Annotated in this window: 24 protein-coding genes, 1 tRNA gene and 1 riboswitch; of the genes, 11 read left to right on the top strand and 14 right to left on the bottom strand. The window is 61.1% G+C overall.

Features of this window, described 5'->3' with window-relative positions; genetic code table 11:
- Positions 1 to 230: 230 nt before the first annotated feature.
- Positions 231 to 1,532 (bottom strand): Nramp family divalent metal transporter, encoded by a 1,302-nt coding sequence (locus LQK83_RS18830; protein WP_230838938.1) that lies wholly within the window; start codon positions 1,530 to 1,532, stop codon positions 231 to 233.
- A gap of 164 nt (positions 1,533 to 1,696) precedes the next feature.
- Here LQK83_RS18830 and mntR point away from each other — a divergent pair, with 164 nt between their 5' ends.
- Entirely contained in the window at positions 1,697 to 2,155 is a 459-nt protein-coding gene (mntR, locus tag LQK83_RS18825; protein ID WP_230838937.1) for a manganese-binding transcriptional regulator MntR, read from the top strand.
- Between the two features lie 20 nt (positions 2,156 to 2,175).
- Here mntR and LQK83_RS18820 read toward each other — a convergent pair.
- Positions 2,176 to 2,249: transfer RNA gene (locus tag LQK83_RS18820), tRNA-Gly, on the bottom strand.
- A gap of 413 nt (positions 2,250 to 2,662) precedes the next feature.
- Here LQK83_RS18820 and LQK83_RS18815 point away from each other — a divergent pair.
- On the top strand, positions 2,663 to 3,850 hold the full coding sequence (locus LQK83_RS18815; protein ID WP_230838936.1) for a GGDEF domain-containing protein: 1,188 nt from the start codon (positions 2,663 to 2,665) through the stop codon (positions 3,848 to 3,850).
- A gap of 177 nt (positions 3,851 to 4,027) precedes the next feature.
- On the opposite strand, the gene LQK83_RS18810 is transcribed toward LQK83_RS18815, so the two are convergent.
- Genes LQK83_RS18810 through LQK83_RS18800 form a run of 3 tightly spaced genes read right to left on the bottom strand, consistent with a single transcriptional unit; the run spans position 4,028 to position 6,419 of the window.
- Positions 4,028 to 5,407: a sensor histidine kinase gene (locus LQK83_RS18810; RefSeq protein ID WP_230838935.1), complete on the bottom strand. Its 1,380-nt coding sequence runs from the start codon at positions 5,405 to 5,407 to the stop codon at positions 4,028 to 4,030.
- Between the two features lie 8 nt (positions 5,408 to 5,415).
- Positions 5,416 to 6,090 carry a response regulator gene (locus LQK83_RS18805; RefSeq protein ID WP_230838969.1) on the bottom strand — a complete coding sequence of 225 codons (675 nt, stop codon included), beginning with the start codon at positions 6,088 to 6,090 and terminating at the stop codon, positions 5,416 to 5,418.
- Positions 6,090 to 6,419, bottom strand: coding sequence for a PepSY domain-containing protein (locus tag LQK83_RS18800; protein ID WP_230838934.1), 330 nt, complete (start codon positions 6,417 to 6,419; stop codon positions 6,090 to 6,092). The genes LQK83_RS18805 and LQK83_RS18800 overlap by 1 nt, the downstream gene beginning before the upstream one ends.
- A gap of 132 nt (positions 6,420 to 6,551) precedes the next feature.
- Here LQK83_RS18800 and LQK83_RS18795 point away from each other — a divergent pair, with 132 nt between their 5' ends.
- The 3 genes from LQK83_RS18795 (at position 6,552) to LQK83_RS18785 (ending at position 7,930) form a co-directional block, all read left to right on the top strand.
- Positions 6,552 to 6,827, top strand: coding sequence for a PepSY domain-containing protein (locus LQK83_RS18795; protein WP_230838933.1), 276 nt, complete (start codon positions 6,552 to 6,554; stop codon positions 6,825 to 6,827).
- On the top strand, positions 6,827 to 7,390 hold the full coding sequence (locus LQK83_RS18790; protein WP_230838932.1) for a cytochrome b/b6 domain-containing protein: 564 nt from the start codon (positions 6,827 to 6,829) through the stop codon (positions 7,388 to 7,390). Before LQK83_RS18795 ends, LQK83_RS18790 begins: the two co-directional genes overlap by 1 nt.
- A gap of 171 nt (positions 7,391 to 7,561) precedes the next feature.
- The gene (locus LQK83_RS18785) at positions 7,562 to 7,930 is read left to right on the top strand and encodes a DUF4189 domain-containing protein (protein WP_230838931.1); all 369 of its coding nucleotides are present in this window, start codon (positions 7,562 to 7,564) and stop codon (positions 7,928 to 7,930) included.
- A 60-nt stretch (positions 7,931 to 7,990) separates the two neighbouring features.
- Here the strand turns inward: LQK83_RS18785 and LQK83_RS18780 are convergent, their stop codons facing one another.
- Together LQK83_RS18780 and LQK83_RS18775 are read right to left on the bottom strand one after the other, a co-directional pair.
- Positions 7,991 to 8,386 (bottom strand): DUF805 domain-containing protein, encoded by a 396-nt coding sequence (locus LQK83_RS18780; protein WP_230838930.1) that lies wholly within the window; start codon positions 8,384 to 8,386, stop codon positions 7,991 to 7,993.
- A gap of 150 nt (positions 8,387 to 8,536) precedes the next feature.
- A complete protein-coding gene (locus LQK83_RS18775; protein ID WP_230838929.1) occupies positions 8,537 to 9,631 on the bottom strand; it encodes a 2'-deoxycytidine 5'-triphosphate deaminase in 1,095 nt (364 codons plus the stop codon).
- Positions 9,632 to 9,700: 69 nt separating this feature from the next.
- Positions 9,701 to 9,779: riboswitch (SAM riboswitch) on the top strand.
- Positions 9,780 to 9,824: 45 nt separating this feature from the next.
- Here LQK83_RS18775 and LQK83_RS18770 point away from each other — a divergent pair.
- Complete coding sequence (locus tag LQK83_RS18770; RefSeq protein ID WP_230838928.1) at positions 9,825 to 11,009, top strand: O-succinylhomoserine sulfhydrylase; 1,185 nt, start codon at positions 9,825 to 9,827, stop codon at positions 11,007 to 11,009.
- A gap of 199 nt (positions 11,010 to 11,208) precedes the next feature.
- On the opposite strand, the gene LQK83_RS18765 is transcribed toward LQK83_RS18770, so the two are convergent.
- Together LQK83_RS18765 and LQK83_RS18760 are read right to left on the bottom strand one after the other, a co-directional pair.
- Positions 11,209 to 12,042: an FTR1 family iron permease gene (locus LQK83_RS18765; RefSeq protein ID WP_230838927.1), complete on the bottom strand. Its 834-nt coding sequence runs from the start codon at positions 12,040 to 12,042 to the stop codon at positions 11,209 to 11,211.
- Between the two features lie 43 nt (positions 12,043 to 12,085).
- Positions 12,086 to 12,430 (bottom strand): cupredoxin domain-containing protein, encoded by a 345-nt coding sequence (locus LQK83_RS18760; protein WP_230838926.1) that lies wholly within the window; start codon positions 12,428 to 12,430, stop codon positions 12,086 to 12,088.
- 210 nt (positions 12,431 to 12,640) lie between these two features.
- Here LQK83_RS18760 and apaG point away from each other — a divergent pair, with 210 nt between their 5' ends.
- Positions 12,641 to 13,033, top strand: coding sequence for a Co2+/Mg2+ efflux protein ApaG (apaG, locus tag LQK83_RS18755; RefSeq protein ID WP_112630659.1), 393 nt, complete (start codon positions 12,641 to 12,643; stop codon positions 13,031 to 13,033).
- A gap of 23 nt (positions 13,034 to 13,056) precedes the next feature.
- On the opposite strand, the gene LQK83_RS18750 is transcribed toward apaG, so the two are convergent.
- From LQK83_RS18750 to ppk2, 4 genes are all read right to left on the bottom strand, one after another.
- The gene (locus LQK83_RS18750) at positions 13,057 to 14,055 is read right to left on the bottom strand and encodes an Hsp33 family molecular chaperone (protein WP_230838925.1); all 999 of its coding nucleotides are present in this window, start codon (positions 14,053 to 14,055) and stop codon (positions 13,057 to 13,059) included.
- A 130-nt stretch (positions 14,056 to 14,185) separates the two neighbouring features.
- Positions 14,186 to 15,103 carry an ornithine carbamoyltransferase gene (argF, locus tag LQK83_RS18745; protein ID WP_230838924.1) on the bottom strand — a complete coding sequence of 306 codons (918 nt, stop codon included), beginning with the start codon at positions 15,101 to 15,103 and terminating at the stop codon, positions 14,186 to 14,188.
- A 26-nt stretch (positions 15,104 to 15,129) separates the two neighbouring features.
- Positions 15,130 to 16,314, bottom strand: coding sequence for an aspartate aminotransferase family protein (locus LQK83_RS18740; protein ID WP_230838923.1), 1,185 nt, complete (start codon positions 16,312 to 16,314; stop codon positions 15,130 to 15,132).
- An 825-nt stretch (positions 16,315 to 17,139) separates the two neighbouring features.
- Entirely contained in the window at positions 17,140 to 18,018 is an 879-nt protein-coding gene (gene ppk2 / locus LQK83_RS18735; protein WP_230838922.1) for a polyphosphate kinase 2, read from the bottom strand.
- 132 nt (positions 18,019 to 18,150) lie between these two features.
- On the opposite strand from ppk2, the gene phoR reads away from it, so the two are divergent.
- The 4 genes from phoR to LQK83_RS18715 all read left to right on the top strand — a co-directional run bounded on the left by phoR (position 18,151) and on the right by LQK83_RS18715 (position 21,378).
- Positions 18,151 to 19,410, top strand: a complete 1,260-nt coding sequence (gene phoR / locus LQK83_RS18730) for a phosphate regulon sensor histidine kinase PhoR (protein ID WP_442966795.1) — start codon at positions 18,151 to 18,153, stop codon at positions 19,408 to 19,410.
- Positions 19,411 to 19,611: 201 nt separating this feature from the next.
- Positions 19,612 to 20,322: a phosphate signaling complex protein PhoU gene (gene phoU / locus LQK83_RS18725; RefSeq protein ID WP_230838921.1), complete on the top strand. Its 711-nt coding sequence runs from the start codon at positions 19,612 to 19,614 to the stop codon at positions 20,320 to 20,322.
- Positions 20,323 to 20,337: 15 nt separating this feature from the next.
- Positions 20,338 to 21,021, top strand: a complete 684-nt coding sequence (gene phoB, locus LQK83_RS18720; protein WP_230838920.1) for a phosphate regulon transcriptional regulator PhoB — start codon at positions 20,338 to 20,340, stop codon at positions 21,019 to 21,021.
- 165 nt (positions 21,022 to 21,186) lie between these two features.
- The gene (locus tag LQK83_RS18715) at positions 21,187 to 21,378 is read left to right on the top strand and encodes a CsbD family protein (protein ID WP_230838919.1); all 192 of its coding nucleotides are present in this window, start codon (positions 21,187 to 21,189) and stop codon (positions 21,376 to 21,378) included.
- Positions 21,379 to 21,479: 101 nt separating this feature from the next.
- On the opposite strand, the gene LQK83_RS18710 is transcribed toward LQK83_RS18715, so the two are convergent.
- Positions 21,480 to 22,007, bottom strand: coding sequence for a GcrA family cell cycle regulator (locus LQK83_RS18710; RefSeq protein ID WP_230838967.1), 528 nt, complete (start codon positions 22,005 to 22,007; stop codon positions 21,480 to 21,482).
- Between the last annotated feature and the right edge of the window lie 166 nt (positions 22,008 to 22,173).

The raw sequence follows: 22,173 nt of genomic DNA, 5'->3' as shown, positions 1-22,173 counted from the left end.
AGGTTCTCTTCGGGATCGATATTGCCAATATCATCGGCAGCTATTGTCTCTTCGCGCTTCTGGGGCGCAAACCGATGAGCGCAGAGGAACGTGCGGCCGTCGGCCGGCCCTGGGTCGAGATCCCGGCTTACTGGATCATGCTGTCGGTAGCGGCGTGGAAAGCCATGTTTGAAGTGTCGTCCAATCCGTTCCTTTGGCGAAAAACCCCGCACACACCCTCCGTCGCCTCGTCAAAAGAGGCCGGCAACCTGCGCCAGCAGGAGGAAATTGAGGCAAAGAACAACGGTCGCACCGACCGCGCCCAACACACGAATGGACATTCCGTTCACATAGTCACCCATGATGCTGCGCTTTGAGGTGAAGTGCAGCAGCGCCAGCATGGGGATCGGCAGGGCGATCGACAGGATGACCTGACTGACCACCAGCGCCTTGGTCGAATCCACACCCATCAACACGACGGCGAAGGCCGGAACCATGGTGACGAGACGGCGCACCAGAAGCGGAATGCGGAAGCCGACAAAGCCCTGCATGATCACCTGCCCCGCCATGGTTCCGACGACCGAGGACGAAACGCCCGAGGCAATCAGCGACACGAGGAAGACCGAGGCCGCGGCACCGCCGAGAAGCGGCGTCAGCGTGTGATAGGCTGTCTCGATCTCGGCGACTTCCGAATGACCGAGATGGAAAGCGGCCGCAGCCATGATCACCATCGCCATGTTGACGAGGCCGGCGGCGGCGAGCGCAATCACCACTTCCCTGTTCGAAAAACGGACCAGCATGCGCCGTTCGCGGTCGTTCGCCGGGCGGATGCGGTCCTGCGTCAGCCCCGAATGCAGAAACACCGCATGCGGCATCACCGTGGCGCCGACGATGCCGACGGCAATCATCAGGGCATTGGTGTCCGGGAGCCTGGGTGTCGTAAGCCCCTGGGCGACACTGCCCCACTCGACCGGGGCGATCAGCATTTCAATGAGATAGCTGAGGCTGATGACGGCCACGAAGGCGCCGATGAGGATTTCCATGCGGCGGAAACCGCCCTGTTCCATGATGAGGATCAGATAGGTTATGATGGCCGTCACCACCATGCCGGCCAGAAGCGGCATGCCGAAGATCAGCGAAAGGCCGATCGCGCCGCCCAGAAATTCGGCCAGATCCGTCGCCATGGCCGCGATCTCGCTGACGGCCCACATCGCATAGACCATCGGCTTCGGATATTGCTCGCGGCACATTTCGGCAAGGTTCATGCCGGTGACGATGCCGAGCTTGGCGGAGAGCGCCTGAAACAGCATGGCAATGAGGTTTGCCGCCAGCAGCACCCAGAGCAGTGCATAGCCGTAACCTGCCCCCGCCTGGATATTCGTGGCGAAATTGCCGGGGTCCATATAGGCGATCGAAGCAATGACCGCCGGGCCGAAAAAGGGGAGAAAGGCCCGTATCCCGGTCCTGCGGCCATCCAGCGCATCGCGCATGGCTTGCTCGTGCCGCGAGGCCATCGTGGAGCCGCTTGCCATCTGCATTTCATCGCGCAACATACCGTCGTTCCAATATTTATAGCAGGTGCTATAATAATTAGCTTATGACAAGTTGCTGTCAATAAGGCTTGCCTACAAAATTTCCGCTTGCCGCCGACGCGCAACGCGTTCAGAAAGCCCGCAGTCGCTGCACATCATGGCAGGCGGGTACGGCTAGGCGGGGCATGGCAAAACGCAAATCGACAGAGACGGAAGACACGCTGGCAACGCCCGGAACGCGCGCTGCGGCCTTTCAGCAGGCGCGCGATGCCCGGCGCTCGGAGCTTCTGGAAGATTATGTCGAGCTGATCGATGAGCTGGTGCGCGCCACCGGCGAGGCCAGACAGGTCGACATCGCCGCCTATCTGGGCGTGGCACAACCCACCGTCGCGCGTATGCTGAACCGCCTTTCCGACGCCGGCCTCATCGAAAAGCGTCCCTATCGCGGCATTTTTCTGAGCGAAGCGGGAATGAAGCTTGCCGAGGAGGGCCGCGAGCGCCACGCCATCGTCGAGACATTCCTCATCGATATCGGCATCGATCCCGAGATCGCCAGCTGCGACGCCGAAGGCATCGAGCATCACGTGAGCCGCGAAACGCTCGCAGCCTTCAAGGCCTATTCCACGGCCAAGCGCGAAAAATAATCAGCGAAATCAGAAGAAGCTGGAGCGGGTGAAGGGAATCGAACCCTCGTATTCAGCTTGGGAAGCTGCTGCTCTACCATTGAGCTACACCCGCTTGTGAGACCATCCGGCCACGCCCGCACAAATCCAACACTCGGCCTCTTTTGTCAAGCGAAGCCTGGACAGGCAAATGTGGGTTCGAAGCACGATTTGGACACTTGCGCACCGATGACCGTCGAACGGGACACAAGGCCTGCACGGGCTCGACTGGGCTGATCTGGGGCAGATGCCTGGTCTTCGGACCGACCCGAACTTAATTCAAATAATTCTTAAATAAGATTTCTAATAGATAATCTTAGATTTTGATGTGATCTTGAACCCGTTTCTTCCCAGGGATGTCACTATGTTTCATTTCATGACCAATTGCGGAGAAACCACATTGCCTTCGCACACGCTCCGGCTCTATATGGCGAACCTTGAAAACTTCTGATCATCATCAACTTTCCAATCCGGATTCGGCCGACCGCCATGGCCAACGCGACCTATCTTCTTGCCGTGAATTTTTCCATTGGCTTGGCATTTTCGCTTGCATTTGTAGGCATTGCCCGGTCGCAACGCGTCTCCATGGGATATTGGTGCGCCTCCGGCTTCCTCTTCGCCTCCTCGGCCGCCAGCGTTGAAACGCTGGCCCCGCACACCGCAATGCCGGCGCTGATCTCCTTCCTGTCGTTTTCCTGCCTCCTCACGGCATTGACCATGGTGACGGCTGGGTTGTTGCGGAACTTCACGGCGTCTTCGCTGTGGCCGTTACTTGGGCTCTACTTGAGCTTGGAAGTGGCGTTCCCTTTCGTTGTGACAGGTGCCAAAAGAGACTCCCTTTTTCATGCCTTTTCCTATCAGACGCCCTTTGCGATCATGACGGCACTGGGCGGCGCGGCGATCCTGTCCGGAAAAAAGTCGCGCAAGACGATTCCCGAGCGGTTTCTCGCCGCCGTGCTGTTCCTGACGTCGGCACAGTTTCTCTTCAAGGCCTGCCTTGCGCATGCGATTGGCACCGGCAGCAGCGTGCAAACCTATGCGTTCAGCAGCTACGCCCAGTATTCGCAGACAATTTCTGCCATCCTGTCCATTCTGCTCGGCGTCAGCCTGATGATGGTCGTGATGGAGGAGAGCAATTCGCGTACCCGCCATACGCTGCTGCGGGACCATCTCTCGGGCCTCTGGACCCGCCGCGCCTTTTTCGAACACAGCGAGGCCGCGTTGAAACGCAAGACGGGAACAGGAACCCCCGTCGTCATCCTGTGCGATCTTGATCATTTCAAACGGATCAACGACACCTATGGCCATGCGGTGGGCGACGAGGTCATCAGCGTCTTTGCCGCCTGTCTGGAAGCTGCCGGCGGCGACGTGTGCGGACGGCTCGGTGGCGAGGAGTTCGCGGCGCTCAGCCTGAACAGCAACGCTTCGCTCGCCCAGCTTCATGTCGAAGCGGTGCGCGCCCGATTGCTGAATGCGGAGTTCCGGCAAGAGCAACTGAGGCCCACGGCTAGCTTCGGCATTGCCGTGATGGAGCCCGGCGAAACCCTGTCCGAGGCGATCAACCGGGCCGACGCCGCCCTTTACGAAGCCAAGTCGCGCGGTCGCAACACATTTGTCTTTTCGAGGAACGAGAAGGACATCGCCTCCATCCTGCGCGAGGCGCTGCTGCGCCGCTAGGATATTTCAGGCGCAACCGGAATCACCTGAAACCATCTATCCATTTGTTTTCAAATAATTTTTGACGGAAAAACCGTTACACGCTTTCCTCAAATTGCTTTGCGGTCAAGACACGGTTTGTGGGATTGTCTGCAGGACTTGCTTCCTCTCCGGGCGTCAGAAAGGCATGCGAATACTCTATCGTTTGGCCGCAACCGTCACCTGCGCACAAAGCCCGCCCAGCGCTTCGTCGTTCTGCAATGTGAATTCCATGCCGTAGACGGTTGCGATTTCGCGCACGATGGAGAGGCCGAGGCCTGCGCCGGGTTTTGCGCCCGGCTTGGCGCTGTCCAGCCGCCAGCCGCGCCGGGTCAGATTGGCAATTTCTGCGGGCGGCACACCCGGACCGTCATCGGCGACGCGCAACCATATCGCCGCCTCGTCCCTCCCCCATTCGACCACAACGCGGGACTTTGCCCATTTCGCAGCGTTTTCGATCAGATTGCCGGCGATCTCGCGGAAATCGCCCGGATCGACGGGAGCCGTGAGCGTCACGGCGCCCTCGACGGCGAATGCGATGCCCTCGCCCGCCGGTGTCCGGCTCACCGTGCGGATCACATCGCCCACGAGTTTCGCGATGTGGCTGTCACCACCGCGAAGATCCGGGCTCGCGGCAATGCGGGCGAGCGCCAGTTCGCGCTCGACATGGGCACGCATGGTTGCGGCGAGATGATCGAGCTCATCGGCCAGCGCCGTTTCGCCTCGCTCACGCAGGGTCAGCGCGTCGTTCGACAGAACCGTCAGCGGGGTTCGAAGACCGTGCGCCAGATCGGCGGCGCGGCGGCGGGCCTTCTCGATCATCGAGCCTTGCGTTTCGAGAAGCTGGTTCATCGCCGTCACGGTCGACTGGAACTCGGCCGGATAATCGCCCGTAAGCCGTGTATCGCGGCGTTCGCGGATGCGGTCTATGCCTTCGTTGAGCGATGACAGCGGGCGCAGGCCGAAGGCGAGCTGAGCGATCGAGGCCCCGACGAGAAAGAGCCCGAGCGCGGCCAAGGCCGGCGCAATGTCGCGGACGAACCCGTTGCGAGCTTCCTCCAGGGCGCGGCCATTGATGGCGACGGCGATGCGGATCGCCCGCTGGCCGTCGGGCGCGGCGACTCGGACCTGCCTTTCGAGCACGATCAGCGTCAGATTTTCAGGTCCTGGCAGGAGGTAGTGATGCACCGTGCCATCCGTATGCGTGTCCGCCGGCAGATCGAGCGCCGTATCGAAGAGCGAGACGGAGCGCAGCGTCTGGCCGTTTGCGTCATCGACGATCTGCCAGTAGAGGCCGCCATAAGGCACGGCGAAGCGCGGATCGAGAGGGCCCGACGGGCGGTTCAGCCGGCCTGCGACATCGAAGTTCAATGCGCCGGCGAGCGTATTGATCTGGTTCGTCAGCTCCAGATCGATGCGCTTGCGGATGTTGCTGGAAAACAGCGAGACGAGCAGCGCCGCCGTCAGCGCCAGCGCCAGGCCGACTGTCAGCGCGGAAAGCACGAGGAAGCGGCCGCGGATGGAGGTCAGCCATTTCATCCGCCGCCTCATGACGCATTGGCCTCGGCGGGCGCGATGCGATAGCCGTAGCCGCGCCGTGTTTCGATGAGGTCGCGGCCAAGCTTGCGGCGCAGCCTTCCGATCAGCACCTCGACCGAATTGCTCTCGCGCTCGAAATCCTGCGCATAGAGCTGCTCGGTCAGTTCCAGCTGGGTGACGTGGCGATCGCGGTTTTGCAGGAGATGGTGCAGGCAGCGGTATTCGAGCGGCGTCAGATCGACCGGCAGGCCGGCAAGCGTGACCTGCCTCGTGCGCGGATCGAGCGAAACCTCGCCAACACTCAGGACAGGATTGGCCTGACCGGCAGAGCGGCGCAGGATCGCGCGCAGTCGCGCCAGAACTTCGGCCACCTGGAAGGGCTTGGCGAGATAGTCGTCGGCGCCGGCATCGATGCCCTCGACCCGCTCTTCCCAGTTTCCGCGCGCCGTCAGGATCAGCACGGGCAGCGCCCTGCCCGCCTTGCGCCATCGCTTCAGGATCGTCATGCCGTCCATCAGCGGCAGGCCGAGATCGAGAATGGCGGCGGCGAAGTCCTCGCTGTCGCCGGCATACCAGCCGGATTCGCCGTCGCGCTCATGCGAAACCACATAGCCGGCGCGTTCCAGATGGGCGATCAGGTCACGGGCAATCAGCGGATCGTCTTCGACGAGAAGAATGCGCATCATTCGTTCTCGGTCTTGAGAACACGGCCGGTGGCGGCGTCCATGTCGATTTCGACAAGGCGGCCGTCAGACTGGAGCACCTTGAACTCATAAGTGAACGACCCGTGCTTCAGATGCGGCTCAATGCGGACGATATCGCCGGGAAAGCGGCGGCTGACGATCGCCTTCAGGTCGGAAAGCGGCTTGATCTCGCCGGCCTCGACCGCGCGATGGATGGCATTCAGCGTGTCGTCGTCGTCGCTGTCACGATCGCCATCGGCAAGCGCCTGCATGCCGCCAAGGGCGAGCGCAAGGATGACGGAGAGAAGGACGGGGACAGGGTGACGCATGTTTGGAAACTAGCATGGGGAAGCTGAAATTTCGCTGACATTTTCCGTCAGCCATCGCTCAGGTCGTGGGCAGTAGTGTTGCTCTCAACGGTCGGACACAGGGTCCTGACCGGAACACAGGAGCAAGACACCATGAAGAAACTCATCCTCGCCGCCACTCTACTTTCCGCACTCGCCGGCGTTGCGCATGCCGAAAGCGAAAACACGAAGTGCGACGTGCCGAAGGACAAGTGGATGAGCGAAGACGCCATGAAGGCCAAGGCGAAGGAACTCGGCCTCGACGTCCGCAAGATCAAGGTCGAGAACGGCTGCTACGAAGTTTACGCCATCGACGCCAAGGGCAAGAAGGTCGAGCAGATCTTCAACCCGGAAACTGGCGCACAGGTCGGCGCGGAAGGCAACAACTGATGGCGGAGGTCTCGCTTGAAGGCCGGGAGATCATTCCCGGCCAACGCGGCGAAAGGATCAAGGTGTGGGATCCGCTAGTGCGGATCTTCCACTGGTCGCTCGTCGCGCTCTTCACCTTTTCCTTCTTCACGGGTGACGAATGGAAATATGCCCATATCCGCTCGGGCTATGCGATCGGCATTCTGCTGGCGATCCGCATCCTCTGGGGTATTGTTGGAACCCATCATGCCCGGTTCGTCAGCTTCATCTATGCGCCGCGCACGATCCTGACTTTCCTGAAGGACAGCCTGTCGATGAAGGCAAAGCGCTATGTGGGTCACAATCCCGCCGGCGGCGCCATGGTTCTATTGCTGATCCTGATGATCTCCGGCATCGTGACCACCGGCTATATGATGACCACGGACACGTTCTGGGGCATCGAATGGGTTGAGGATGTGCACAAGACGCTAGTCTATTCGACGCTCGGCCTCATTGTCCTGCATGTCGCCGGTGTCGCCCTGGCGAGCCTTGAACATCGCGAAAATCTCGTTCGCGCCATGATCACCGGCTGGAAGCGGCGATAAGGTCGCGAAGCGGGATTTCCTGCGAGCCCGGACGGGCTCGCTGCATGCTTTCCTCGCCGTCCATCGTCGCAGAAATGTTTCCGCCGGCGGCGTTGAAGGCACTCACACATTGTCTATGACATATGCGTTTTCAACGCCCACGAAGGGCCCGTTTGGAGGACGCATAAGCTCATGAAACAGATCGTCGAAATCGGACTTCTCGCCGCTCTCGCCGCCACGTCCATCGCCGGTAGCGCGCTGGCAGGCGACAAGTGGGGCGCTTTTGCCGTCGATACCGCAGACAAGACAAAGGCGCCCTATTACGGTGTCGGCGGCGGCGACACGGAAAAGGAAGCCTCCGAATATGCCATGAAATTCTGCAAGGAAGCCGGCGGCAAGGAATGCACGCTCGCCGTGACCTACGAACAGTGCGGCGCTCTTTCGTCAAACGGCAAGTCGCTCTGGTGGGGCAAGGCGCCGAGCCAGAAGGAGGCCGAAGCCCAGGCGCTTCAGGGCTGCAATGGCAGCGACTGCAAGATCGTCTCCTCCGACTGCAACTGATGATCAAAACAGAAGCGGCGCCCGTTCGATCCGGCGCCGCTTTCGGGGTGGCTGTCTCGCTCAGGCCTCGAGCGGATCTTCGCCGAAACGGTTCGGGCCCGTCGTGCCCTTCAGGAAATAGGCTTCGATCAAAAACCAGATCGGGCCGATCAGCGGGATCAGCTGAATCAGGATGAACCAGCCGGACCGGTCGCGGTCATGCACGCGCTTGACGGCAACGGCCAGACCCGACCAAACGGCAAAGACCAGATAGCCAAAACCGACGACGAGATAGGGGATGGATGCCGCGCCTTCGACATGAAAGGTTCCGTCCTCGCCCACCGAGCCGGGAATGATCTGCCAGAGGATCGTCATGACGATGCCGACAGCCGCAGCGGCCAGCAGATGAATCAAAAATGCGAACCAGATCTTCTTGCGATTGATGCGTCCCTGAAATGAAAAAAGAAGCTCTTTCATAGTCCCTCTCCGTTGAAAAAGTTTCCGAATCCCTAATACGGGACCGACGATTGTCAACGAAGCGGAGACAATCGTCTTAGAAATGTTCCCATTTGGAGAGCAAGTGAGCAGGCCGCATGACACGGCTTGGGCAGGCGCCCAAGCGTCCGGTCAACTCCTGAAATGCTTCGAAAGCTTCAGGCCCTGCGCCTGATAATTGGAACCGACGCCCGAGCCATAGAGCGCCTGAGGTTGCTCAAGCATATGCTCATAGACAAGGCGACCGACGATCTGGCCGTGTTCGAGGATGAAGGGCACCTCGTGGCTGCGCACTTCGAGCACCGCGCGCGAGCCCTTGCCACCGGCGGCAGCATGGCCAAAACCGGGATCGAAAAAACCGGCATAGTGGACGCGGAACTCGCCGACCAGCGGATCGAAAGGCGTCATTTCGGCCGCATAGAGCGGCGGGACATGGACGGCCTCGCGGGAGACAAGAATGTAGAACTCATCCGGATCGAGGATCAGCTCGTTACGGCCGCGCCCATAGATCGGCTCCCAGAAATCATGCAGGTCGTGCGCACCCTTGCGGTCGACATCGACGACAGCGGTGTGATGCTTGCCGCGATAGCCGATCAGGCCGTCCGGGCCGGTGCCTTCGAGATCGATGGAGAGCGCGATGCCGGCACCTGAGACATTCGGTTCCGTGGCGGCCACGAGGCCTTCGCTCGCATGCAGGCTCTTGACCTCCTGCTCGGTGAGCAGCGCATTCCCGATGCGGAAGCGGATTTGCGACAGGCGCGAACCGCGGCGAACGACGATCGGGAAGGTGCGCGGCGAGATTTCGAGATAGAGCGGGCCATTATAGCCGGCGGGGATCTTGTCGAACTCCTGGGCGCGATCGGTAATCACGCGGGTGAAGATGTCGAGGCGGCCGGTCGAGCTTTTCGGGTTGGCGGAGGCCGACATGCCGGGATCGAGGGCCAGGCTCTCCATCAGCGGCACGATATAGACACAGCCGGTTTCGAGCACCGCGCCTTCGGTCAGGTCCACGACATGCAGCTTCAGCCGGTCGAGCTTGTCGGCGACGAGATGATGCGGGCCGGGCAGGAAGCTGGCGCGGACGCGAAACGCCTTCGCGCCGAGCCTCAGATCAAGGCTGGCGGGCTGGATCTGATCATGATCGAGCGCTGCCTCGCTCTTGAGCTTGCCGGCATTGAAAAGAGCCTTGAGCGCCTTGTCGGCCAGAATTCCGGTGGTGCGGGTCATTTTTGAAATCCTTTGGCGGACAAAACCAAAATCGAAAGATTGACGCAAGCGCCCTTGAGGCGTATGGGCTTTTTATCCCGTGGTGATTTGGCCGGTCGGCTTGCAGCCACGTTAAACAAGTGGCTAAAAGGACCGGGTGTGAAACCGGTCCGCTTTTGCGACCGGTTTTTTTGTTATGCAAAGGTGCATACTTATGACCAGGAATTGGAAACCCGCAACCAAACTCGTACACGGCGGATCGCTGCGCTCGCAATTCGGCGAGATGTCGGAAGCCATCTTCCTCACCCAAGGGTTCCTCTACGAGACGTCGGCGGCCGCCGAAGCCCGCTTCAAGGGCGAAGACGACGGCTTCATCTATGCCCGCTACGGCTCGCCAACGAACGACATGTTCGAGAAGCGCATGTGCATGCTGGAAGGCGCCGAAGACGCCCGCGCCACGGCCTCCGGCATGGCTGCGATCTCGTCCGCCATTCTCTGCCAGCTGAAGGCCGGGGATCATATCGTCGCGGCCCGCGCCCTTTTCGGCTCCTGCCGCTACATCGTCGAGACACTGGCGCCGCGCTACGGCATCGGCTGCACGCTGATCGACGGTCGCGATCTCGCCAACTGGGAAAAGGCAATCCAGCCGAACACCAAGGTCATGTTCCTGGAAAGCCCGACCAACCCGACGCTGGAAGTTATCGATATTGCCGGTGTCGCCAAGCTCGCCAACCAGATCGGCGCGAAGCTCGTCGTCGACAACGTGTTTGCGACCCCGCTCTTCCAGAAGCCGCTGGAACTCGGCGCGCATGTCGTCGTCTATTCCGCCACCAAGCATATCGACGGCCAGGGCCGCTGCCTCGGCGGCATCATCCTGTCGTCTAAGGACTGGATCGACGAGAACCTGCACGACTATTTCCGCCACACCGGCCCTGCCATGTCGCCGTTCAATGCCTGGACGCTGCTGAAGGGTCTCGAAACCCTGCCGTTGCGCGTCAAGCAGCAGACGGAAAATGCCGCCCGCGTCGCCGATTTCCTCGCGGATCAGAAGGCGATCGCCAAGGTCATCTATCCGGGCCGCGCCGATCACCCGCAGGCCGACATCATCGCCAAGCAGATGACCGGCGGCTCGACGCTCGTTGCCTTTGAACTCAAGGGCGGCAAGGAAGCGGCCTTCGCGCTTCAGGACGCGCTGGACGTGATCTGCATTTCCAACAATCTCGGCGACGCCAAGAGCCTGATCACCCATCCGGCCACGACAACGCACAAGAACCTGAAGGAAGACGCCCGCGCCGAACTCGGCTTGACCGACGGCACCGTGCGCCTGTCGCTCGGCATTGAGGACGGCGATGATCTGATCGCGGATCTCGAACAGGCGCTGGCGAAGATCAAGGCTTGAGAAGAGAGGCGGCGGAGCACCAGCATCCGCCGTCATCCTCGCCCTTGTTGCGAGGATCTGCTGACGAACTTGAGAGTCCGACGGTCCAGCAGACGCGCATCGTTTACAGCAATCTCGAATATCAGCTGCACAAAAGCGTCCGCATCAGCGGAGCAGATGGTCGGCACAGGGCCGACCATGACGGCGTCCTAACAGCAGCTTACCGCCCCGCCGCCGCAGCGCGCGGCGCGTGGCTCGGCGAAAGCGCCTTGGTCAGCGCGACGACGCCGACGAGTGTGACGACGTAGACCAGAACCTGAAGCTCGCTCGGGCTTTGGGCGTAGCCGATAAGTGTGTGCAGCAGGCGACCGAGAATGCTGCCTTCATCGATCAGCCAGGAGGTGTCCCAAGCGGTGGCGGAAAGGACATTCACCTTGCCGGAGGCCAGCAGGAAGGCGGCGCATTGGGAAGCCATGCTGGCGGCCAGCAGTGTGATGAGACCGGACGTGACGGAGAAGAGATAGCGTGTCGGGATTTTCACGAGGCCGAGATAGGTGAGCGCCGAGACGCCGCCGCCAAGAACCAAGCCCAGCACGGAGCCGAGCGCCAGCGACGACCAGCTGTCACCGCCGGCGAGCACGATGCCATACATGAAGAGCGCGATTTCGGCGCCCTCGCGCAGCACTGCGACGCCGACAACGACGGCAAGGGCCGCAAGCGGACGGCTGCCTTCGCTGACGGCCTGACCGGCAGCGGTCAGTTCAGCCGCGAGTTCGCGGCCGTGGCGGGCCATCCAGAGATTATGCCAGATCAGCATGCACACAGCGATGGCGAGCACACCGGCATTGAAAAGCTCCTGCCCGAAACCGTTCGCCCATTGCGATACGACTTCCGCAAACATCGCCAGAAGCGCGCTGCCTGCAATGCCGCCCAGAACCCCGCCCGCAATCCACCAGCGACTGCCGGCGACCAGACGGGTCGCGGCAAGCACGATGCCGATGACGAGGCCGGCTTCGAAAACTTCGCGGAAAACGATGATGAGCGCACCGAGCATGCGCAGCCCTCCCGATCTGGTTGGGGTTACTTCACAATGACAATCACTTCACAATGACCCGGCCGGTCGTTTCCTTCGGGTGGAAGTCGTCGAAGAAGGTATAGGTGCCCGGCGTCTGAGCGCGGACATTGACCAGGATGTCGGAAAATCCGGCGGCGACCTTTTCGAAGCCGAGCTTGGACGATTCGAGTTCGACCGGCATCGCATTGGCGTTCGTCATCTTGATGCGGAAGGGCTCGCCCGCCTTGACCGTGATCTCATTCGGCGTAAAGACCTTGTCCTTGACCGTGATCTCGTAGGTCTTCATCTCATCGGCGCTGGACGCGGCCGGCACGAGGGCCATCACGGCGAGAGCCGACAGGGCGGCGATGAACTGAAGCTTCCGCATTTTCATAATGCTCCGTAAACACACCAAACGGGACCACCCGATCCGGTAACCCGCGCTTTCCCGAAAGCCATAATATCATGATATTCGGAGTCAAGAAAATTGTGTCGCAGGCCTATCAGCAATGTCTCACATGCTCCCGGAAGATCACGGGCAACTTGACGCAAGCGCTTTGGTGTACAATACCTAAGTGCATGGTTTTGCAGGTGTGGCATGTATAGGGCGGTAACCCGGGACATCGAAGTGACGGTTGAGCCGTTCTATCTTCCGGAACAATCGGATCCGGAAGATAGCCGCTATGTATGGGGCTACCGGATTGTCATCGCCAACTGGTCGAAGACACCGGTCAGGCTCATGCATCGCTATTGGCATATTACCGATCAGAACGGTCAGGTAGACGAGGTGACGGGACCGGGCGTGATCGGCGAACAGCCGCGGCTGGCGCCGGGCGACACCTACGAGTATTCTTCCGGCTGCCCGCTGGACACGCCCTCCGGCATGATGTTCGGCCGCTATCAAATGGAGACGGACGACGGCGAAAAATTCGACGTCGCGATTCCTGCCTTCTCGCTGGATTCACCGGGGCTGGCGCGGACGTTGAACTGACGTCAGCGTCCCGCCTTTGAAAGTCACGCCTCGGCGCGTACCGTTTCCACTTCTTCCGCCGTGTAGCGATAGACCTGCGAACAGAACTCGCAGGTGACCGTGATGACGCCATCCTCGAAACCTTGTTCGACCTCCTCGGCTTCAAGACCGCGCAGCACGCCGGCGATCTTGTCGCGCGAGCAGGAGCAGCGGTCATAAACCTTTTGCGGATCAAAGACGCGAACGCCGCGCTCGTGGAAGAGACGATAAAGCAGACGTTCTGCGCCGACCTGCGGGTCGGTGAGTTCGTCCGCGTCGATCGTGGCCACAAGGCTGCGGGCCTCGGTCCAGTTATCGTCCTCCTCGATCTCGTGGCCTTCGTCGCCGTCGCCGCCGGGCAGGTCGGCCTGGCGCATGCGCTCGGGCGCCTCGGGGAGGAACTGTGCGATGAGGCCGCCGGCCCGCCAGCGATGGCGCGGCTTGCCTGCCTCGTCACGGTCGAGCAGTTCGGCGACGCTCAGGCGGACCGCCGTCGGGATCTGCTCCGACTGGCGGAAATAGACCATGGCGATGTCTTCCAGGCTCGAACCATCCATCTGCACGATGCCCTGATAGCGGCCCATATGCGTGCCCTGATCAATGGTGAAGGCAAGAATGCCGCTGCCCAGCAGATCGGGCGGCGACGTCAGGCCTTCGTCCATGGCTTCCTGCAGGCGCTCCTCATCATAGCGGGCATAGGCGCGCAGGCTGTCGGGCGTCGAGAAATCGGCAACCAGAAGGTCGACCGGCCCGTCACCTTGCGTCTGCACGATGAACTTGCCCTCAAATTTCAGTGAGGTGCCGAGCAGAACGGTCAGCGCCACGGCTTCGGCCAGGAGGCGCGCGACTGGCAGCGGATAATCGTGACGGGCAAGAATGGTGTCGAGCATCGGCCCGAGCTGCACGGCGCGGCCGCGCACATCGAGGCCCTCGACCTGGAACGGAACGACATTGTCGTCTCCGGCGAAATCGAATTCGCCGAGATTGGCGGTCATGGCTGACATCGGTTTTCTCCCGGCCGGGCCCAATATTGCGGGCGGCCGTCTCTCAAGCTTGATACAGGGGTGAGGCGGACTGAACAATCGATCTTCATCGTTTCCAGCCCTCGGAATTTCCCCTTACATAATAACTGAATCAGATGACGCCAAGGCACCAGGCGAGAATGGATTTCTGCGCATGCAGACGGTTCTCCGCCTCATCGAATACCACGGACTGCGGACCGTCGATGACCTCATCCGTGACCTCCTCGCCGCGATGCGCCGGCAGGCAATGCATGAACAACGCTTCACTGTCCGCTTTCGCCATCAGTTCGCTGTTGACCTGATAGGGCATGAAGACATTGTGGCCACGGGCCTTGTGCTCCTGGTTCATCGACACCCAGGTGTCGGTGACGATGCAGTCGGCACCGGAAACGGCGCGGTCGGCGTCATGGGTCAGCATCAACTCGGCACCCTTGTTGCGCGCCCAATTAAGGAAGCGGTCGTCCGGCTCGGAGCCCATGGGCACGGCCATGTTCATGCGGTAGCCGAACTGCGCTGCCCCCTCGACGAAGGAATGCAGCACGTTGTTGCCGTCGCCGGTCCAGGCGATCGTCTTGCCCTTCACCGGGCCGCGATGCTCCTCGAAGGTCATGATGTCGGCCATGATCTGGCAGGGATGCGTGTCATCCGTCAGCGCATTGATAACCGGGACCGTTGCGTGTTCGGCCAGCTCCAGCAGGCGCGAATGAGCCGTCGTGCGGATCATGATGGCATCGACGAAACGCGAGAGCACCTTGGCGGTGTCGCCGATCGTCTCGGCGCGGCCGAGCTGCATTTCGGTGCCCGACAGGAACAGCGTCTCGCCGCCCAGCTGGCGCATGCCGACATCGAAGGACACGCGGGTTCGCGTCGAGGGCTTCTCGAAGATCATCGCCAGCATCTTGCCTTTCAGCGGCTGATCGGCGGTGCCGGCCTTCGTCGCCTTCTTGCGGGACAGCGCATCATTCATGATGACGCGCAACTCGCCGGCGGAAACGGCGGAAAGATCGAGGAAATGCTTCGGAGAGGCCATGTCTATGTCCTGGAGTATCGCGCTGCTTATGCCGCAGCCTTGAGATGGTCGAGCGCCCGTTCGATGCGGGCCAGACCTTCACGGATTTCGTCTGCCGTGACGGTCAGCGGCGGAACGAGGCGCATGACATTGTCGCCCGCACCGACGCCAAGCATCTTTTCAGCGCGCACTGCCTTGATCAGATCGGCAACCGGACGCCTGGCCTTGATGCCGAGCAGAAGGCCCTGACCGCGGACTTCAACGATTTCGTCCGGATAGCGGTCCTTGAGCGATTCCAGGCCCTGACGGAAGACGAGGCTCATGTCGTTGACATGTTCCAGAAAGCCATCGCCCAGAACGACGTCGAGAACTGCATTGCCGACCGCCATGGCGAGCGGGTTGCCGCCATAGGTCGAGCCATGCGTGCCGGCGACCATGCCGGAAGCGGCTTCGTCCGTGGCCAGGCAGGCGCCGAAGGGGAAGCCGCCGCCAATGCCCTTGGCGATGCCCATGATGTCGGGCGTGATGCCCGCCCATTCATGCGCGAAGAGGCGGCCTGTACGGCCAACGCCGCTCTGGACCTCGTCGAGGATCAGCAGCAGGCCGTGATCGTCGCAGATGGTGCGCAGTGCGCGAAGGAATTCCGGATCCACCGGACGCACGCCGCCCTCGCCCTGCACGGGCTCGATGAGAATGCCGGCGGTTGCCTCGGTGATGGCAGCCTTGACGGCGTCGAGATCGCCAAAGGCCACCTTGTCGAAACCCGGGGCCTTGGGGCCGAAGCCTTCGATATATTTCTCATTGCCACCGGCGGCGATCGTCGCCGTCGTGCGGCCATGGAAGGCGCCGTCGAAGGTGATGATGTGGAACTTTTCCGGATGGCCCTTGTGAAAGTGATAGCGGCGCGCCGTCTTGATGGCGCATTCGATCGCTTCGGCACCCGAATTGGTGAAGAAGACCTTGTCGGCAAAGGTGTTGGCGACGAGGCGGCTGGCCAGCCGCTCCTGGCCGGGAGCCTCATAGAGGTTCGACGTATGCCAGAGCTTTTCAGCCTGCGCCTTCAGCGTCTCGACCAGATGCGGATGCGAATGACCCAGCGAATTGACCGCTACGCCGGCTGCGAAATCGAGATATCGCTCGCCATTTTCCGCAATGAGCCAGACGCCCTCGCCGCGCTCGAAACGGAGCGGCGCACGGGAATAACTGTCATAAAGCGGCGTGGCTTCGGCCATGGCGCGGTCTCCTTTGGGCCTGTCATCGACGGGAATAAAAAATGCCGCTTCGACAGCGGCGCGGTTACTATCGCGATTTCGCCCGTCATTGTCAACAAATGCAGGCGCTTGGCGGTCGCACCAAAACCCCGGCAGGCCAACACCTCCGGGTTACGCCTCATTCTCATGATCCTCTTGTCCAGAAGATCGGCCGGGGCGTCTGCAACACCTCGTAATGGTATAAATAAATGGCGTCCCAGACGCCCCGTTTCAGTCCTTGTCACGTGACGAACTTGGATCTCAACGCCCGGTCCGTCCTCACGGGTCTCCACCCAGGAAGTGAGGCTACTGGCAGTGGACCGCGATTGCTTATGCTGGCCAGGCCAGCGCTTCGGGTGCGGCCTGCCTCCGCTTGCCCTCCGGGTCACCGTCTCTCGTCACGCGCCGGCAAATATCCGATCTGACAACCGAACCCTTCATCCACCGCCCTTGCGGGGGCGAATATCCGAGAGCTTGCGTCTGACCCTCGAACCCGGAACCGGCCCCACCTCGCCGCAGCGCCCTGCGGTGTATCCGTGATGGGACGGGACTATGATGAGGCAAGCTTGGGGAGCGGGGGAATTGGGGGATGAAAATTCATCGGAGAGACCCCCTCTCTTGGAATTTCTAGCACTTAGCGTTCCGCTAAGATGCTGAAATTCCGTTCTCCCCCACCAGGGGGGAGATGGGCGCAAGCGGCAACGTCATCCTCCAATCTCCCCACTTGTGGGGGAGAAAGCGATTTCGATGGCTTAGCCGAAGGCTAAACATCAGAAATCGCAAGAGAGGGGGATTGGGCCGAGGACTTCAGTCCTTCAGCAATTCCGGCCCGTCGAGGATCTCGTTGTCGATCGCGCCGATCGCCTGCTTCTCCTTGCCGTCGTAATCCAGCGAATGGAGGATGTGTCGGATGAGGTTGAGGCGGGCGCGACGCTTGTCGTTGGCGCGGATGACCGTCCAGGGGGCGTGCTTGGTGCGGGTGTCCTTCAGCATCTTGTCGCGCGCCTTGGAATAGTCGTCCCACTTGGTGAGTGCGGCGATGTCCATGTCGGAAAGTTTCCAGACCTTCAGCGGATCATGGCGGCGGTCGTGGAAACGCTTCAGCTGCATTTCGCGACCGATATTGAGCCAGAACTTGAAGAGATAGGTGCCGTCATTGACGATCAGGCGTTCGAAATCCGGGGTTGCCTTGAGGAAGTCCTTGTATTCGCCCTCCGTGCAAAAGCCCATGACGGGCTCGACGCCGGCGCGGTTATACCAGGAGCGGTCGAAGGCGACGAATTCCCCGGCGGTCGGAAAATGGCTGACATAGCGCTGGAAATACCACTGGCCACGTTCGGTTTCCGTCGGCTTGGTCAGTGCCACGACACGAGCGGAGCGCGGGTTCATGTAGGCGAGCGTTGCGGCAATCGAGCCGCCCTTGCCGGCGGCGTCCCGGCCCTCGAAAACGGCGATCACGCGCTTGCCCGTCCTCTGCAGCCAGAACTGGACCTTCACCAGCTCCTTCTGCAGCGCATAGAGTTCGATCTGGTAGTCCTCCTCCTTGAGTTTCTTCTTGTAAGGATAACCGCCGGAATCGAGAGCGGCCTCCTCGATCCACTCGGGAAGATGCGGATCGTCAACGTCGAACACCCGCTTCTTGCCGTCAAATTCGAGTTCGACGGCCCTGCTCTTCTGGTCTGCCATGCCTTCAGTTTCCTCCGATTTTCTTCCTGTCACATTAATTCATCATAGCTTGGATGCGGACGAAGAAAAACATGTCACAATAGAAGCGTAACAACGTCTGATCATTGACGATTCGGCGTGGGGGAGGAAGGCGTGGCATTGACGGACGATGACGGCAAAATCAGATTGCGCCATAGCCCCTATTCGCTGCTGGCTGGCCTGCTGATCCTTGGTGCGGCGCTCGCGGCCGGGCTGCATCTGGTCGGCCTGTCGGTTGCCCTGTCCATTGTCGCCGTGGCCATTCTGGCCTATCAGCCGACCCGCAGCCCCAGCGCAGGCCTTGCGCCCGCAGGCGTTGTCGGAGAGCCGCCGCAGAGCGTCGATGCGCCGCGCGACAATATCGCAACCACCAGCGCCGCCCTTTCCGCCATCGATATCCCGCTCTATCTGATCGACCACCGCGAGAACATCATCTTCCAGAATGCCGCGGCCGCGCAGTCCTTCGGCGGGATCGAGCCGAATGCGCATATCACGACGCGGCTGCGCTCTCCCGCCATTCTCGACTGCGTACGCGAGACGATCGCGAAGGGGAATGTCAACACGGTGGAATATACCGAGCGGCATCCCTCGACGCGGGTGTACCTGGTGCGAGTGGCACCCGTGGTGACGGGAACCGGACGACCCACGCATTTCGTCCTCTCCTTCCGCGACATTTCGGAATCGCGCGTGGTGGAGCGGATGCGTTCGGATTTCGTGGCGAATGCCAGCCATGAATTGCGCACTCCGCTGGCCTCGCTGCAGGGCTTCATCGAGACGCTGCAGGGGCCTGCCAAAAATGACCCGAAGGCGGGCGAACGGTTTCTCGGCATCATGCTCGAGCAGGTGCAGCGCATGAACCGGCTGGTGGACGACCTGTTGTCGCTGTCACGGTTGGAACTGAAGGCGCATATCGCACCCTCGGACCGGGTGGACCTTCTGCCGCTTCTCGGCCATGTACGCGACGCGCTGCAGCCGCTGGCGGCATCGCTCGATGTCGAGGTGGTGCTGAACCTGCCGACGGAAGCGGTCTTTGTGGCCGGTGACCGTGACGAACTGATTCAGGTCTTCGAAAATCTGGTTCAGAATGCCTGCAAATACGGGCAGGAAGGCAAGCGCGTCGAGGTCACACTGAATCCCACCGAGGGCGGGCACGGCGCTGAAGTCTCGATCCGTGATTTCGGGCCCGGCATTGCCGAAGAACATATTCCGCGCCTGACCGAGCGTTTCTATCGCGTCAATGTCGAGGCCAGCCGGTCGAAGAAGGGCACGGGACTGGGCCTTGCCATTGTCAAACACATCCTGACGCGGCATCGCGCGCGACTGATCGTGAAGTCGGAAATCGGCAAGGGATCCGTGTTTACCGTGAGATTCTGACGCAGACCGCGGCCAAAGCCGTTCATGCTTTTGAAATAATCAAATGAATTCAGCTCTATAATTTGTCACAAATCTTTTGCCAAAGTGTCATAAAAGCATTGGCGGGTGACGCTAGGAAAGCGCATCCCTAATGAATGCGTCGCGCCATTTTCATGGTGCGGCCGAGCATGAACGCGCAACGGCTGATCGAAGAGGCCCGACATGACCCAATCCCACATTATGACCGCCTATGACGAGGAACTGCGTTTTCTCACCCGCCGTATTGCGGAAATGGGTGGCATGGCCGAACAGATGGCAAGCGACGCCGTCCGCGCGCTGGTCAATGCGGATGCGGCACTTGCGCAGCGCGTGATCTCGGATGACGCCATTCTCGACGCCGCCGAGCGCGAAATCACAGACAAGGCTATCCTGACGATTGCCCGCCGCCAGCCGGTCGCCAACGACCTGCGCGAAATCATGGGCTCGATCCGCATCGCCTCCGATCTGGAGCGCGTCGGCGACCTCGGCAAGAACACCGCCAAGCGCGTCATTGCAGTCCAGCAGAGCGGCGTTCCGCGTGCGCTGGCCCGTGGCATGGAGCACCTCTCTGAACTGGCCCTTGCCCAGCTCAAGGACGTTCTTGACGTGTATACCACGCGTTCGGCCGAGAAGGCGCAGGCCATCCGCGACCGCGACGAGGAAATCGACGCGATGTACACGTCGCTGTTCCGCGAACTCCTGACCTACATGATGGAAGATCCGCGCAACATCACGTCCTGCACGCATCTCCTGTTCTGCGCCAAGAACATCGAGCGCATCGGCGACCACGCCACCAACATTGCCGAGACGATCTACTACATGACGACCGGTACGCAGCCTGACGGCGAGCGCCCGAAGGACGACAACACCGCCACGATGACGGTTCAGGGCTGAAGGCAGTAGAACGTCATGCAGCCTAAGATTACGGTGGTCGAAGACGAGGAGGCGCTGAGCGTTCTCCTCCGATACAATCTCGAAGCGGAAGGCTACGAGGTCGAAACGATCCTGCGTGGCGACGAGGCGGATATCCGCCTGCAGGAGCATGTTCCGGATCTCGTGATCCTCGACTGGATGCTGCCAGGCGTTCCGGGCATCGAATTGTGCCGCCGCCTGCGGGCGCGCCCGACAACGGAGCGACTGCCGATCATCATGCTGACGGCCCGCGGCGAGGAAAGCGAGCGCATTCGCGGTCTTTCGACCGGCGCGGACGACTATGTCGTGAAGCCCTTCTCGACACCGGAACTGATGGCGCGCGTGAAAGCCATGCTTCGCCGCGCCAAGCCGGAAGTGGTATCTTCGCAGCTGAAATGCGGGGATATCGAACTCGATCGGGACAGCCATCGCGTTCATCGACGCTCTCGCGAAGTGCGTCTCGGGCCGACGGAATTCCGCCTGCTGGAATTCTTCATGTCATCGCCCGGCCGCGTCTTCTCGCGCTCGCAGCTTCTCGACGGCGTCTGGGGCCACGATATCTATGTGGATGAGCGCACGGTCGATGTTCACATCGGCCGGCTGCGCAAGGCGCTGAACTTCTCCAACATGCCGGATGTCATCCGCACCGTTCGCGGCGCGGGCTATTCGATGGAAGGCTGAGACCTGAAATCAAAGCGCGACCGCGCCCTGAAAAGGGCGCGGTCGCGCTTTGCGTTTCCACGATCTCATATCGCTATTTCTGGATATAGCGGGAACCCGATCGGCACTGGAGCGTTCCTTGGGGGCAAACGGAATGTGTTTGTTCCGGAAAAAGGAGAAACGCTCATGAGCAGCACGACTGACAAGATTTCGGGCAAGGCCAACGAACTCGCCGGCAAGGCCAAACAGGCTGTCGGCAAGGCGACCGGCGACGACGCACTGCGCGCCAAGGGCGCCGCTCAGGAGGTCAAGGGCAAGGTCCAGACCGCCAAGGGCAATGCCAAGGACGCCGTCAAGAGCGTGACCGATCGTCTCTGATCGCTCGCGTCCGATCGAGAAACATCCCGTTCCCATCCCTCCCCAAAACGCAACGGGCCCCTTTCGGGGCCCGTTTCATTTCATGCTATCTGTCTTCGAGATCAGCGGCCGGCGCGTCGGCGCTCGGCAGATGGCTGATAGGCGAGCCGTGCGTGATAGGTGCAATAGGGCGAGCCATCCGCGCTGTCATTGCCGCAGAAGTGGAAGTCGTCCTTCATCGGATCGCCGACCGGCCACTTGCAGGTGCGCTCCGTCAGTTCCGTCAGCGTGAGGCGACGCGAAATCGGCACGACCACGTTGGATGCGGGCTGCACCTCCGTTTCGTAATAGACTTCCGTCTCAACCTCTTCCTTCAGCATCGTCGCGCCCTGGGCGCGGGTTACGGTCCGCGTGACCGTGCGCGGCATGAAAGACTGAGAACGCGGCGCTGCAGCGGCAGCCTGGCGCTTGGCCGGACGCGCAGTGGCTGCACCGCCCGCCTTGGCGCGACCCGGAAGGCACAGGCGATGAACCTTGCCGATCACAGCGTTGCGGCTGACGCCACCAAGCTGCGCGGCAATCTGGCTGGCGCTCAAGCCTTCGGACCACAATTTCTTCAGTCTTTCGACGCGCTCGTCTGTCCAGCCCATCGTCATCGTCAAATTCGCTCCTTGTGCCTTACAGAATCCACCACCGAGGCCGCGGACGGGGTCCGCTGCCGGGATACGCGCTTACAGTGTGGTGACTAGTTCCGCCGCATGCGATCTAGTAATTATTTGTTAACCTAAAGGGTGGGTGACTCTGTGGCAAGAGTCG

Source organism: Rhizobium sp. C1 (assembly GCF_021026335.1).
GTDB lineage: Bacteria > Pseudomonadota > Alphaproteobacteria > Rhizobiales > Rhizobiaceae > Ensifer_A.
The sequence above is the reverse complement of the archived record's forward strand: the minus strand, read 5'-3'. Positions and strand labels throughout refer to the sequence as shown.